General features: G+C 70.2%; 11 protein-coding genes. 5 read left to right on the top strand and 6 right to left on the bottom strand.

From position 1 onward, the window contains the following. Positions 1-169 precede the first annotated feature (169 nt). Positions 170-2,761, top strand: coding sequence for a glycoside hydrolase family 3 protein (locus tag ACWEVP_RS18880; protein ID WP_452064008.1), 2,592 nt, complete (start codon positions 170-172; stop codon positions 2,759-2,761). Positions 2,762-2,805: 44 nt separating this feature from the next. Here ACWEVP_RS18880 and ACWEVP_RS18875 read toward each other — a convergent pair whose 3' ends face one another. Together ACWEVP_RS18875 and ACWEVP_RS18870 are read right to left on the bottom strand one after the other, a co-directional pair. Continuing rightward, positions 2,806-3,339, bottom strand: coding sequence for a hypothetical protein (locus tag ACWEVP_RS18875; RefSeq protein WP_452063815.1), 534 nt, complete (start codon positions 3,337-3,339; stop codon positions 2,806-2,808). 41 nt (positions 3,340-3,380) lie between these two features. Further along, the gene (locus ACWEVP_RS18870; protein WP_452063814.1) at positions 3,381-3,584 is read right to left on the bottom strand and encodes a hypothetical protein; all 204 of its coding nucleotides are present in this window, start codon (positions 3,582-3,584) and stop codon (positions 3,381-3,383) included. 808 nt (positions 3,585-4,392) lie between these two features. Here ACWEVP_RS18870 and ACWEVP_RS18865 point away from each other — a divergent pair. After that, a complete protein-coding gene (locus ACWEVP_RS18865; protein ID WP_452063813.1) occupies positions 4,393-6,057 on the top strand; it encodes a DUF885 domain-containing protein in 1,665 nt (554 codons plus the stop codon). On the opposite strand, the gene ACWEVP_RS18860 is transcribed toward ACWEVP_RS18865, so the two are convergent. The 3 genes from ACWEVP_RS18860 to ACWEVP_RS18850 all read right to left on the bottom strand — a co-directional run bounded on the left by ACWEVP_RS18860 (position 6,054) and on the right by ACWEVP_RS18850 (position 8,182). Continuing rightward, positions 6,054-6,482, bottom strand: a complete 429-nt coding sequence (locus tag ACWEVP_RS18860; RefSeq protein ID WP_452063812.1) for a hypothetical protein — start codon at positions 6,480-6,482, stop codon at positions 6,054-6,056. The two genes, ACWEVP_RS18865 and ACWEVP_RS18860, sit on opposite strands and share 4 nt — an antisense overlap. Further along, the gene (locus ACWEVP_RS18855) at positions 6,479-6,964 is read right to left on the bottom strand and encodes a hypothetical protein (RefSeq protein ID WP_452063811.1); all 486 of its coding nucleotides are present in this window, start codon (positions 6,962-6,964) and stop codon (positions 6,479-6,481) included. Before ACWEVP_RS18855 ends, ACWEVP_RS18860 begins: the two co-directional genes overlap by 4 nt. A gap of 99 nt (positions 6,965-7,063) precedes the next feature. Further along, on the bottom strand, positions 7,064-8,182 hold the full coding sequence (locus ACWEVP_RS18850) for a PucR family transcriptional regulator (protein ID WP_452063810.1): 1,119 nt from the start codon (positions 8,180-8,182) through the stop codon (positions 7,064-7,066). A 115-nt stretch (positions 8,183-8,297) separates the two neighbouring features. Here ACWEVP_RS18850 and ACWEVP_RS18845 point away from each other — a divergent pair, with 115 nt between their 5' ends. The 3 genes from ACWEVP_RS18845 to ACWEVP_RS18835 all read left to right on the top strand — a co-directional run bounded on the left by ACWEVP_RS18845 (position 8,298) and on the right by ACWEVP_RS18835 (position 10,559). Beyond that, positions 8,298-9,158 (top strand): esterase/lipase family protein, encoded by an 861-nt coding sequence (locus ACWEVP_RS18845; protein ID WP_452063809.1) that lies wholly within the window; start codon positions 8,298-8,300, stop codon positions 9,156-9,158. Between the two features lie 53 nt (positions 9,159-9,211). Then, positions 9,212-9,451 carry a helix-turn-helix domain-containing protein gene (locus ACWEVP_RS18840; RefSeq protein WP_452063808.1) on the top strand — a complete coding sequence of 80 codons (240 nt, stop codon included), beginning with the start codon at positions 9,212-9,214 and terminating at the stop codon, positions 9,449-9,451. A 94-nt stretch (positions 9,452-9,545) separates the two neighbouring features. After that, positions 9,546-10,559: a trypsin-like serine peptidase gene (locus ACWEVP_RS18835; RefSeq protein ID WP_452063807.1), complete on the top strand. Its 1,014-nt coding sequence runs from the start codon at positions 9,546-9,548 to the stop codon at positions 10,557-10,559. A gap of 10 nt (positions 10,560-10,569) precedes the next feature. Here ACWEVP_RS18835 and ACWEVP_RS18830 read toward each other — a convergent pair whose 3' ends face one another. Beyond that, the gene (locus tag ACWEVP_RS18830) at positions 10,570-13,704 is read right to left on the bottom strand and encodes a GH92 family glycosyl hydrolase (RefSeq protein WP_452063806.1); all 3,135 of its coding nucleotides are present in this window, start codon (positions 13,702-13,704) and stop codon (positions 10,570-10,572) included. Between the last annotated feature and the right edge of the window lie 56 nt (positions 13,705-13,760).

Here is a 13,760-nt window from a genome sequence, read left to right as displayed (position 1 = left end):
GGGCGACTCTTATTTTATGTCGAGAAATAACTAGCCCGAAACCTATTGACGACACTCCCCTCACCCGGTGAGGATCGGCCGGTCCGCCGTTCATCGCAGAATGGACCAGACCATGGCCAGAAGATCCCGCGCGTGGGTCCGTGCGCGCCGAAGTTCGCTCGTCACCTTGATGAGCCTGAGCCTGCTCGGCGGGGCCGCGCAGGCGATCCCGGCCCAAGCCGCCGATTCGCCGCAGCCCGTCATCGGCCAGCCGGCCAAGGACAAGGACGGCTGCGCCAAGATCGAGAACAGCCTGCCCACCCTCGCCGACTGGCCGAAGGTCGACAGCCGGTTCAAGGGCAAGGCCGACGACGAAGCGCGCATCGCCAAGATCCTCTCCGGGATGACCCTCGAGGAGAAGGTCGGGCAGATGACGCAGCCCGAGATCACCTCGATCACCCCCGACGAGGTCAAGCAGTACGCCATCGGCTCCGTCCTCAACGGCGGCGGCGCGTGGCCGGGCGGCAACAAGCACGCCACCCAGCAGGACTGGCTGAACCTCGCCGACGCCTACTGGAACGCCTCGAAGACCAGCCGCACCAAGATCCCCGTCATCTGGGGCATCGACGCGGTGCACGGCAACAACAACGTCTACGGCGCGACCGTGTTCCCCCACAACATCGGGCTCGGCGCCGCGCACGACCCGTGCCTCGTGCGCGACGTCGCCGGCGCCACCGCCCGGCAGATCCGCGCCACCGGCCAGGACTGGGCGTTCTCGCCCACCCTCGCCGTCGTGCAGGACGACCGCTGGGGCCGCACCTACGAAGGCTTCTCCGAGGACCCGCGCATCACGCGCTCCTACGGCTTCGAGGCCATCAACGGCCTCCAGGACGGCGCCACCAAGCGCATCGGCTACAACGGCGTCATCGCCACCGCCAAGCACTTCATCGGCGACGGCGGCACCCTCAAGGGCCAGGACCAGGGCGTCAACCCCTCGTCCGAAGCCGACATGATCAACATCCACGGCCAGGGCTACTACGGCGCGCTCGCCGCCGGCACCCAGACCGTCATGGTGTCGTTCAACAGCTGGACCAACACCGACCTCGGCATCAACGAGGGCAAGCTGCACGGCAGCGACAAGGCGCTGAACCAGATCCTCAAGGGCAAGATGGGCTTCGACGGCCTGGTCGTGTCCGACTGGAACGGCATCGGCCAGGTCACCGGCTGCACGAACTCCTCGTGCCCGCAGGCGATCAACGCCGGCATCGACATCGTGATGGTGCCCGCCGACTGGAAGGCGTTCATCACCAACACGATCGCCCAGGTGCAGAGCGGCCAGATCCCGATGTCGCGGATCGACGACGCCGTCACCCGCATCCTGCGCGTCAAGCTGCGCGACGGCCTCTTCGAGTCGCAGAAGCCCTCCGACCGCTCCTACGCGAACTCCGACGAGGCGCTGAAGGACAACTGGCTGGCCCGCGACGCCGCGCGCGAGTCGCAGACACTGCTGAAGAACAACGGCAACGTGCTGCCGCTGAAGCCGACGTCGAAGGTCCTGGTGGTCGGCAAGAGCGCCGACAACATCCAGAACCAGACCGGCGGCTGGACGCTGAGCTGGCAGGGCACCGGCAACACCAACGCCGACTTCCCCAACGCCACCTCGATCCTGTCCGGCATCAAGCAGGACCTCGGCGACGCCAACGTCACCTTCGACGCCGCCGGGAACGTCGACCCGAAGGGCTACGACGCCGTCATCGCGGTCATCGGCGAGACGCCGTACGCCGAGGGCGTCGGCGACCTGACCCGCAAGACCCTCGAGGCGTCGAAGCTCTACCCCGAGGACCTGGCCGTGCTGGACAAGGTCAGCGGCAAGGGCACCCCGGTCGTCACCGTGTACGTCGGCGGCCGCCCGCTGTACATGAACAAGGAGATCAACCGCTCCGACGCGTTCGTGGCGGCCTGGCTGCCCGGTACCGAGGGCGGCGGCGTCGCCGACATGCTGGTCAAGGGCAAGGACGGCACGGGCTACCAGGGCACGCTGTCGTACTCGTGGCCGAAGAGCGCGTGCCAGTCGCCGCTCAACCCGTGGTCGCCGGACTACGACCCGCTGTTCAAGCTCGGGTACGGCCTGAAGAGCGGCCAGCGCGTCACGATCGGCCAGCTGGACGAGACCCCGGGCCCGGCGTCGTGCGGGTCGACCGGTGGCGGCGGGACCGCGACCGAGGACCTGTCGATCTACGACCGCACCGACGTGCCGCCGTACACCAGCCAGATCGGCTCGGCTTCGAACTGGGGCGGCACCGTGATCGGCCCGGACGGCACGGCTTCGCACCCGGAGATCACCACGGTCCCGACGGACGTCAACGTGCAGGGCGACGGCCTGAAGGCGACCTGGACGGGTACCGGAGCGGCGCAGCTCTACATGCAGAACACGGCGGGCACGAACGACCTGCGCAGCTACCTGAACGCGGACGGGGCGCTGGAGTTCGACACGACCGTGCAGCAGGCGCCGGTCAACCGCACGGTGATCAGCATGCACTGCGTCTACCCGTGCTTCTCGGAGGTGAACGCGACGAAGCTGTTCACCGACCTGGCGGGCGGCCCGAAGACGACGGTCAAGATCCCGTTGTCCTGCTTCAACAACGGGCTGGACTTCGAGCACATCAACACACCGTTCCTCGTGTACACCGACGCTGCGTTCCAGGCGTCGTTCGCGAACGTGCGGTGGGTGCCGGGCGGGGCGAAGGATCCTGACGCGAGACCTTGTTCGAGTTTGACCTGATCGGTGACCGGGCCGGGAGCGGAAAGCTCCCGGCCCGGTTTCTTTCAGGCGTCGAGCTGAGCACGCTCGGCCAACAGGGCTCCGGTCAGTCTCCGCGCCCATGCTGCTGCCACAACGTGATCGCCCGCGGCACGGAGTCGCCGAATCTCCTCCATGCATTCGTCGACCCCCAGATCTTTCGGCAAGGGCGACTGCTCGGATCTCGCCGAGCTCCCGTCCCTCCGCCGGCGATTGTCGACGCTCAGTCGCGCCCACGCACGCATGACCGCGTCAACCTGGTCCTGACGCAGGCCACACCCACGCACGAACAGCCGCACCTGCACAGGATCGACCGGCAGGCCGGTCCGCGTAGCGGACACGAGGTTGTACGCGGAACTCCGAGCGATCGTCGTCTTCGCCGCGACCTGCCCCGCGGTCAAGCCGGACTTCTCCAATACCAACCGGAGCATCGCCACAAATTCAGACACCGTCGCCAACGTCAGTTCATCCGGCCTGAGCACCACTCGCTCGGTTGAAGTGAAGGTCTCACGAACGCGCCCGGTCAGAATGGGCTGAAGCCGGAGGTTGTCGCGTTTCATTGGACGCCTGCTCCACGGCCGACGGTCCGCCGCAGGAAGAGTCATATGTCACCCACCGCTTCGATACCCAACCTGAATCGACGGAATCGCAGGTTGAGCACAATCAGCGGCCCGCTCATGGAGAGGCCTGCCGACGCACCAGTACTGGCGAGGAGCAAGAGCAGGACGGGCTCTTGCTCCTCGCCGAACAGGTGCGCCCCGAAGATGGCCGAAACCACGATCACGAGGAGAGCGACGCCGCCCACGGTCGTGATGGACGAGTCTCCCGCGATGCGCGCGCACGGCTGATGCTGTCTAGGAAACATGATCAAACGCTCCAGGGATTGCAGCGCCTCGAGGTGCCCGGGCGACGGTCGAGTCGGTGAAGTCGGAGACGCCGGATCTCACGCACGGCACGAGGTGGCACTCAACGCCGGGCGTTCCCCGGCCTCAGCGGCACCTCACGGGCGGGGACGATCCGATACTCTCACCCTGGTTCGCCGAGACGCACGTATCAAGCGAAGAATGCGTCCAAGGCTCAGCGAGGTGTCCAGAGTGCTGTCCACCAACCGAATGACAAATTAGAAGTTTCCGCAGCTCAGAGCGCTAATCGAGCTCTAATTACGGTATATACCAGTATTCCCTTCGAATTAAGACCCTGGTATAGGTGCGGAGCGCACGAGAGTGCGACGCACGGGTTCCGGGTGTCAAGACGGTGAAGTCGGAGCAGGGACCCAGGCGGGCAGCCGGTGGCACGGTGGCTCGTCGCACGGGGCGCGGAGGTTCGCACCGGATCTCCGCGCCCTCCAGGCGCACACCGTGGACAGCAGAGTCGTCGGGCCCAGCTGGCTGTCCCGCGTTCAGCGTTACCGGTTTCGCTGCCACCACCAGTTCTGCCATCACCGCGTGCATCTCCGCTCGACGCACACGTCGATGCGCGCGCCGGGCTGTCGACAACGTGGCCAGCAGGTCGTCGCGACCGCCGCAGATGCAGAGCCGGGTGATCAAGCAGCTACCGGCGGGGCCGGGAGCGACCAGCTCCCGGCCCCGCTCGTTTGCCGACAGAATGGGGCGATGACCTCCGCCGCCGCGCTCGCGGACGAACTGCTGGACGTGCTGGGCACCTTGATGCCGCTCGAGGCGACCTTCGTGGGCGTCCCGGGGCATGACGCGCAGCTGCCCGACCCTTCCGAAGCCGGGCACGCCCGGATCCGCGAGCGGGCCGCCGGCGTCCTCGCGCGGGCCCGGGCGTCGGCGGACGCGGACCGGGTGACGCTCGGGGTGGTCGTCCAGCAGGCGGAAGCCGTGCTCACCCAGCTCGACGCGCGGGTCGTCGAGTTCACCCTCGCCGACCCGATGTTCGCCACCGGCATCAGCCACCTGGCGTTCCTGCCGCAGCTCACCCCGGCCGGCGAACAGGCCGAGGAGGACTACCTGACCCGGCTGGCGGGGCTCCCGGCGTTCTACGAAGCGCTGGCGCGGCGCCAAGGGGACGGCCTGCGCGCGGGCCGGACGCCGGTCGACCGCAACGCGCGCAACGCGGTCGCGTTCCTGGACCGGTACCTCGCGCAGGACGAGCTGTTCGCCCAGCCGCTGACCGGCGACCGCGGCGAGCGCCGTGACCGGCTGGTCGCGGAGGCCGTCCGGCCCGCGTTGACGCGGTACCGGGAGTTCCTCGCCGCCGACGTCGTCGGGCACGGCCGTCCCGACGACCGGCCGGGGCTGCGCTGGCTGGAGGACGGCGCGGCGCACTACGCGGCGTTGGCGCGCATGCACACGACCACGGGCCACTCTCCGGAGGAGCTGCACCGGCTGGGGCTCGACGTGCTGGCCGGGCTCGATGCCGAGTACGCGGAGATAGGCGGCCGCGAGTTCGGGCTGACGGACCCGGCCCAGGTGCGCCGCCGCTTGCGCACCGACGACAGCCTCCGCTGGCGCGACGCGGAGGAGATGCTGCAAACGGCCCGGGCGGCGGTGGCCAGGGCGACGGCGGCGGCCCCGGAGTGGTTCCACCGCAGGCCGGCCACCGAGTGCGTCGTCCGGCCGGTCCCGGAGGCCGACGCACCGGTAGCCGCCCCGGCGTACTACCTGCCGGCCGCCCTCGACGGCTCGCGCCCGGGAACCTACTTCACCAACACGCACGAGGTCCGCACGCGCGACCGGTTCATCGCCGAGACGGTGGCGTTCCACGAAGCGGTGCCCGGCCACCACTTCGAGGTCTCGCTCGCCCAGGAGCTGACGGACCTGCCACTGCTGCGCCGAATAGCCCCGGTGACGGCGTACGCCGAGGGCTGGGGGCTGTACGCGGAGCGGCTGGCCGACGAGATGGGCTTGTTTTCGAGCGACTTGATGAGGCTGGGCATGGTGGCCGAGGACTCGGTCCGAGCGGCGCGGCTGGTGGTCGACACGGGTCTGCACGCGCTGGGCTGGACGCGTTCGCAGTGCGTCGGGTTCCTGCGGACGCACACGGTGCTGAGCGAGGTGGAGGTCCAGTCGGAGACCGACCGGTACATCGAGTGCCCGGGCCAGGCGTTGGCGTACATGACGGGCCGGCTGGAAATCCTGCGCCTGCGCCGGTTCGCGGCGGAGGCGCTGGGGGATGCGTTTTCGCTGAGGGACTTCCATGACGTGGTGCTCGGAGGTGGGCCGCTGCCGTTGTCGGTGCTGGCGGAGGTGGTCCGCGCGTGGGTGGGTCAGCGGCGAGCGGCGGGCACCGACTTGGCGAACGAGCGAACCTAATGCTGCATGCCGTAAGACTTCTGGCAGGGATAGCCATCATTGGTGGCGGACCAGCTCGCGGGATAACCGTTCTGCGCCCAAGCGGCATAGGCCTGCGCATAAGAGTATCCACGCGCATGAAGCCACTGACACGGCGTCTGCCCCACCGCCGGTGTGATCGTGATCCAAGGCTGGGCGGCGATCCAGCTCGGCTGGGCGTACCACTGCGCGGAAGCACCCTTCGGCGTGACGACGACGGTCTGCGGCGGCTGGACGACGACCGTCTGCGGCGGGGCCACGGTGACCGTCGGCGTGCTCGGCGCTGTCGTGACCACTGTGGACACCGCGGGCTGGCCGGAGATCGTCCGCGGCAGTCCGCACGCGGCCAGCGCGAGTACGGCGGAAAGGGCGGCGGTGGCTCGGAAAAGACGCATGGGCTGGCTCATTTCGTCCGGGTCATGTGGCTGCCGGTGATGACGCCGCCGGAAACCGTGTAGGTGCCCGCGAACCTCCGGATGCTTCCGTCGGTCTGGACGGCGGACAGCACAACGGAAACCGTGCTCCCGCGGACGTCCGTGACGGTCAGCGTGTCCCACGACGTCGTCGCGAAACCGTTGACGTACTTCGTGTAGCCACCACCGCCCGCGATGCGGCTGCCGCCGAGCGACCACGCCGTGGCGAAGTCGCGGCGGTTGATCGCGTCGTAGTACGCGACCACCGTGCGCGCCTCCGCGGTGTCCGTGGGGGCCACATAGGCGGGCTGCGGCACGTAGACCGTCTGCGGGGGCGCCGGTACCGCGACGACAGCCGTGGTGGCCGGCGCCGGCGTCACGGCGACGGGTACGGGCACCCCGACCACCGACGGCACCCCGCACGCGGCGGCGCACGTTCCGATCAGGACGGCGACGAGAACTCCGGCGGCTTTCATGGGAATCAACTTCTTCCGTGTCCGCCCCCTGGAATCGGCCGCCCGCGCCGATCCGCAACGGATCCGCGAGAACGCGACCCAAGCGTTATCCCGTGGGATTCACCCGTTCCGGCGCACGATGTCGTGAGCCGTCATCGCGGCGGCCAGGTGGCGGGCGTCCGCCTGCTGCGTCGCGTCGTAGCCCGTGATGAGCTGGATGCGCCCCAGCCGGTACGTCAATGTGTTGCGGTGGATGCTCAACGCCGAAGCCGCTTCGCCGCGGTTGTACCCCGACGTCACGAACGCACGCAGGGCGTCGATCAAGTGCGGGTGGTCCGCCAGCGGCGCCAGCACCGCGGCCAGCGCTTCCCGCGCCGGGCTCGGCTGGGCGATCTGGTACTCGATGGCCAGGTCGGCCAGCCGGTAGAGCCGTGGCGGCCGGCCCAGGTTCTCCGCCAGCGCAAGGATTTCCGACGCCGAGGCGTGCGCGGCGGGGATGCGAGCGTGCGTCGAAGCGCGGGCGGTGGCCGCGACACAGGGGCGGCCGCAGACCCGGTCCACCCGGGCCGCCACCTCGTCGGCGGACGCCGAGGCCGGCACCAGGAGCACGCCGCCGTCACCCTTGAACGTCACCAGCACACCCGGCTGACTGTCCAAATCGGACCTCACCGCCCGGAACAGGTCCGTCGCCGCGCGCGAGCCCGCGGCGGCCGGCTGCGCGGGCAGGTGGAACACCACGACGTCGTACGCCTCGGCGAGCTCCCGGCGGCCCACCGGCCGGCCGGCGAGCAGGTTGGCCGTGAGGTGCTGCCGGTCCTCGCGCCGCTCCCAGTCGAGGTCGTCGCGCTCGCGCAGGTACGCCGCAGCGACGCGCGGCATCACCTCGCCGAGGAAGTCGAGCATCCGCGCCCCGAGCAGCGCGCGGTCGCCGCTCGCCTGCTCCCACGCCACGCTCGCGGCCAGCGGGTAGATCCGCAGCACGGCCTCCAGCGGCAAGCCGTCCCGAGCCCGCTCCGCACCCCACGCGATCGGCAGGGCGAGCTCGTCGGGGGTCGGCCGGCGGCCCTCCGCCACCGTGGTGAGGAACAGCTCGAACACGGCCAGCGCGTTGGCGACCAGGTCGCCCTCCAGCACGCTCGCCGGCAGCAGCCGGTACGCCGGGATCTCGGCGGCGCACCGGGCGATCATCGCGGCGGCGATCTCCCCCGACCGCGGGAAGAGCGCCTCGACGGCATCCACCCCCACATTGTCACCATGCACAAACGGTCGCGGCAAGTTTCTGCGCGTTTTGCCAGCAGACAGCGTTGATCAACCGGCGCATGCTGTGCACACCACCAGACGAAGGGACTTCGCAATGGCGCGGGGAACGAAACGATGGCTGGCCGCGATCGGCCTGGCGGGCCTGCTGACGCTGGGCGCCGCCGTCCCGGCCCAGGCGGCCGCCGGCGGGAACAACGACTTCGGCTGCCGGCCGTCCGCGGCCCACCCGAACCCGGTCGTCCTGCTCCACGGCACGTTCGCCACCTACTACGAGGACCTCAACTTCCTCCAGGCCGACCTGGCCGCCCGCGGCTACTGCACGTTCTCGCTCACCTACGGCGCCTACCCGCAGTTCCCGTTCGTCGGCGGGCTGAAGCCGGTCGCGGAGTCGTCGCTGGAGATCAAGGCCTTCGTCGAGAAGGTCCGCGCGGCCACCGGCGCGGCCAAGGTCGACGTCGTCGGGCACTCCGAGGGCGGCCTCCAGTCGCTGTACCTCGCCAAGATGCAGGGCATCCAGAGCGAGCTCGGCCAGGTCGTCGCGATCGCCCCGCCGACGCACGGCGCGAACGCGTCCGGCCTCCTGACGCTGGCCTACACGCTGCTCGGCAAGAGCACGTGGGACACGATCGTCAAGACCATCGGCCTCCCGATCTTCGCCGACGAACTGGACGGCGGCGCGGCGATCGTCGCCCTGAACACGGGCCCGGTCGCGCAGCCGGGCATCGGCTACACGATCATCACCTCCCGCTACGACGAGCTGGTGACGCCGACCGAGACGTCGTTCGTCCGCGAGCCCGGCGTGCGGAACCAGTACGTCCAGGACTTCTGCCCGTTCGACCCGGTGGGCCACATCGGCGAGGCCTACGACCTCAACGTCTGGCACCTCGTGCGCAACGCGCTCGACCCGGCGCACGCGGCCCCGATCACGGTCTGCGCCGCCGGCTCGCCCGGCTGAGTATCTGCACCCGCGCGTTCCCCCTCTTCTCGGTGCGAGCAGAGGGGGAACAGATGAACGACGGCGTCTTCGAACGCGTCGAGCGGCTGAGCCGGCGGGAGCGCGAGATCTTCGGCCTGCTCGGCCACGGCCTGTCCAACCGCGGGATCGCCCGGCGGCTCGACATCAGCCAGCGCACCGTGAAGTTCCACGTCAGCAACGTCCTGATCAAGCTGCGCGTCGAGTCGCGGCTGCAGGCCGGGTCGGTGGCCTGCCTGCTCCGCGCCCGCCCGGCCCCGCCCGGTCTGCCCTGAACGGCGCAACTCCAAGGTCCAGTGTCGCCGCCCCGCCGTGCGGCGGGAGGCTGGCTGCCGGGCGGAACCACCGCCCGGAACGGGGAGGTGCCAAGTGAGAAGATGGGCAGGCGTCGCCGCCGTCGTGGCGCTCGGGGGATTGCTGGTCCACGGCACGGCGCACGCGGGAACGCCGGCGGTGCCGGGCAAAGCGTCGGCCGCGGTGGTTCTCCAGTCGGCCACGGCCGAAAAGGACGTCCTCAGCTCGTGGACGCCGGAACGGATGGCCGCGGCCAAGCCGGCCGACATCCCGCGGGAACAGCACGGATCCGAGCCGCAGTCGCACGTCCTGCCCGCGCGGTCGGCGCCGGGCGCGGCGGTGGCGAAAACCGTGCCCCAGGCCCCGGGCGCGCTGACTTCGCTCAGCCAGTCGCAGGTCTGGACCGCGCACGGCCAGATGCCCGCGACGACCGTCGGCAAGCTGTACTTCGACGAGCCGGACGGCGGCCACCAGTGCACCGCGAGCGTCATCAACTCCACCAACCGCAGCATGATCTGGACCGCCGGGCACTGCGTCACCGACGGCGCGAAGCACTGGTACAGCAACTTCGTCTTCGTCCCGGACTACGCCGGTTCCGGTGAGCCGCTGGGCCGGTGGAGCTGGAAGTCGGTGTCGACGCCGAACGGCTACTTCGACGGCAAGGACAGCGACTACGACTTCGCGGCCATCACGCTCTGGCCACGCAATGGCGTCAGCGTCGCCAACGTGACCGGCTGGCAGGGCTACAAGTTCGGCCAGGGCTACGACTGGACCGTCTACGAGTTCGGCTACCCGTTCGACACGCACCCGGCCCGCACCGGCATCACCGGCCAGCAGCTGCGCTACTGCACCGGGACGACGTGGCGCCCGGGGATCTGGCCGTTCCAGCCGGACCAGGAGGCGATCCACTGCGACCAGGGCCACGGCGCCAGCGGCGGCCCCTGGCTCGACGACCTGCAGCTGTCCCGCGGCTGGGGCTACCTCGTCGGCAACGTGAGCTACCACTCCGACGACAACTCCGACGAGGAACGCAGCCCGCACTTCGGCGACGCGGCGATCAACGTCTACAACGCCCAGCAAGCCGCCTGACGCCCACCCGTCAGGCGAGGCCGAGGGCGAACACGTGCAGGTTGCCGTCGGAAGGCAGGGTCACCGACGCGATCTGCTTCCCGGGCGGGGCGTCGAACGGCGTCGTCGCGTAGATCGACGCCCCGCCGCCCGGGCCGCCCGGGGAGTTGCGGTGGTCCGTGCGGGCCACCAGCGTGTTGCCGAACACCGGGTCCGTGCCGCCGCCCGGGAACACCCAGTCACCGAAGGACAGGTCGGCGGCCGCGGTGGTGCCGTCGGTGAACGTCACCGTCGCCGACGCGCGGTGGTCGCCGTTGGAAGCCGTGCCGATGAACGACAACCGCGTCCCCGAGAGCTTGATCGTCTGTCCGGCCGGGACGACGTTGTCCGGCCGTCCCGCCGGCGCCGCGGGCCACACGAACGACGTGCCGACGGCCGAAGCCCGCTGACCGCCCACCAGCCCGGCCGACGCCAAAGCCTGGCGCGACAAGCTGTTCCCGGCGCCGTCGATGTCGGCCGACCCGGTGTCACCGTCGTCCGAGATGCCGACGTTCGAGTACGCCGCCGCCAGGCCGCCCGGAGGCGCGACCAGCACGATCACCGACGACGACACGGTGGTCGAGCCGCCGCGGACGGTCACCGGCACCTGGTAGTAGCCCTCGGGGGTGCCGGCGGCCACCGATACCGTCAGCTCCGCCGAACCGCTGCCGGTCCGGTCGTCGAGCCGCAGCTGCCGCGGCCCGGTCACCGAGATGCCGGACGGCGCCTGCGTGGTCAGGTCGAGCACGCGGTCGTGCCCGCCGAGCCGTTGTCCGCTCACGGTCGCTTCCCCGGTGCTCCCCGGCGGGACGACGACCTGGTTGGCCGCCGAGGCCAGGAACGGCTTCTCACTGTCCCGGTAGGACGGTGGCGTGGAGTCCGCCGCCCACCGCTTGTCCGGAGTGGACACCAGCGAGAAGTCCAGCCGCCCGCCGTCGCGCGCGGTGCCGACCGGCAGCGACGTCCGGTTCCAGTCCCGGCCGTTCAGCGACAACGAGTGGACGTACGTCGCGGGCGCCCGGGGCGCGCGGATGTCGAGCGTCCGCCCGTCGGGCAGGCTCAGAAGAGCACGCTCGAACATCGGGCTGTGCACGACCAGGTCCGGCGTCCCCGGCGTGGCCGGGTAGATGCCGAGCGCGGCCCAGACGTACCACGACGACTGCGCGCCGAGGTCGTCGTTGCCCGGCTCGCCGTCCGGGGTGGCGTTGAACAGCGTCGTCGCGATCTCGCGGACCACCTGCTGCGTCTTCCACGGCTGCCCGACGTGGTTGTACAGCCACGGCACCCCGAAGTCGGGTTCGTTGCCCGCCCACATGTACGGCTCGTTCGGGCCGGCGTTCAGCTTCTGGAAGAAGGTGTCCAACCGGGACGCGACCGCCGCCGGGCCGCCCATCGCCGTCACCAGCCCGGCCGGGTCCTGCGGGACCAGCCACGTGTACTGGGCCGCGTTGCCCTCGTCGAACCCGTCCTGGCCGAACTTGCCGGGCGGCGGCGGGACGTAGGCCGGGCCGTCCGGGAAGCGGCCGTCCTGCCCGCGCGGCTGGAGGTACCCGGTCAGCGGGTTGAAGATGTTCTGCCAGTTCTGGCCGCGCTCGGTGAACTCACGCGCGACGTCGCGGTCGCCGATCCCCTGCGCGAACTGCGCGATCGCGAAGTCGTCGATCGCCCACTCCAGGGTGATCGACGCGCCGACGCGGGCGTGGTCGCCGCGTGAGGCGTCGTTGTTCGGCAGGTACCCGCGGGCGACGTAGTCCGCGATACCTCGCCGTTCCTGGTACGCCCCCGGCGTTCCGTCGACCGAAGTCGCACCCTTGACCAGGTACTTCAACGCCGTCTTGACGTCGAAGTCGCGCGCGCCGAACGCGTAGAGGTTCGAGATCAGCGCGACCGAGCTGTCCCCGGTCATCTGTCCCGTGTAGCCGTTCGCCATCGGCCAGCGCGGCCACCAGCCGCCCTGCACGGCGTCGTTGGTCAGCGACTGCGCCATGTCGCTGGCTTCCTTCGGGAACAACATGGCGTGCAGCGGCGCGAGTGAGCGGTAGGTGTCCCAGTCGGAGAAGTTCGCGTACTGGTGCCGTCCCTGCGGGAGGGTCCGGACCTGGTTGTCGAAGCCGATGTAGCGGCCGTCGGCGTCGTCGAACGTGTTGGGGTGCTGCAGCGAGTGGTACAGCGCGGTGTAGAACGTCTTGAGCTGCGCGGTGTCGCGACCGGCGACGCGGATCTTGCCCAGCGCCCGCGCCCACTTGTCGCGAGTGGACTTCCGGACCGCGGCGAAGTCCCAGCCCGGCACCTCCGCGGCCATGTTGGCCTTCGCGCCGTCGACGCCCACATAGGACATCGACACCTTCGCGTGCACAGTCCCCGAGCCGAACGTCAGGTACGCGCCCGCCCGCGGCGAGTCGACGCTGTCCGTGCCCGGCTGCACCGACGAGCCGTCCCACGTTCCGTGCGCGGTGAACGGCTGGTCGAAGGTGATGTCGTAGTAGACCGTGTAGTGGTTGCCCTTGCCGCAGAAGTTGCCGGTGGTCGCCGAGCCGCTCACCTCGCGGTCCCCGGTGATCTTCACGGTCGCGGCGGAGTTCCCGGCCAGGCTGGCCCCGCCCTTGACCAGCACCTGCGGTGTCGAGCCCGCCGGGTAGGTGAAGGTCGCGAGCCCGGTGCGGGTGGTCGCGGTCAGCTCGGCGCGGACGTTCGAGTCGGCGAGCGTCACGGCGTAGTAGCCGGGCTCGGCCTGCTCGCCGTCGTGGGCGAAGTGCTCGGTGCGGTCCCAGGGTGCGCTGCCGACGTCGCCGGTGACCGGCAGGATCGGCACGTCGCCGAACGCGTTGCAGCCGACGGAGGCGTGGTCGAGGCTGAACCCCCGGATCCGGTCGGCGTGGTACTGGTAGCCGGCGTACGCGCCCTGGGTGTCCGGCGAGAACTGCATCATCCCGAACGGTGCCGCCGGCCCGGGGAAGTTGTTGATCTCACCGACCGAGCTGCCGCCGCTCCCCGTGCCGATCAGCGGGTCGACGTAGGCCGCCGGGTCCCCCACCAGCGTTGACAACGTTGTCGGAGCCGCCGAAGCGACGACGGGCGCCCCGATCACCGCCGTCGCGACCAGTGCCGCCGTGAACTTGTATCGCACCGTGCCTCCCAGAGCTGTCATCCGACCTTTGCCGGTCACCGAGCCCCGGGTCAACA

This window comes from Amycolatopsis sp. NPDC003865, assembly GCF_053605345.1.
Note: the sequence above shows the minus strand (reverse complement) of the source record. Positions and strands in the feature narration are given on the sequence as shown.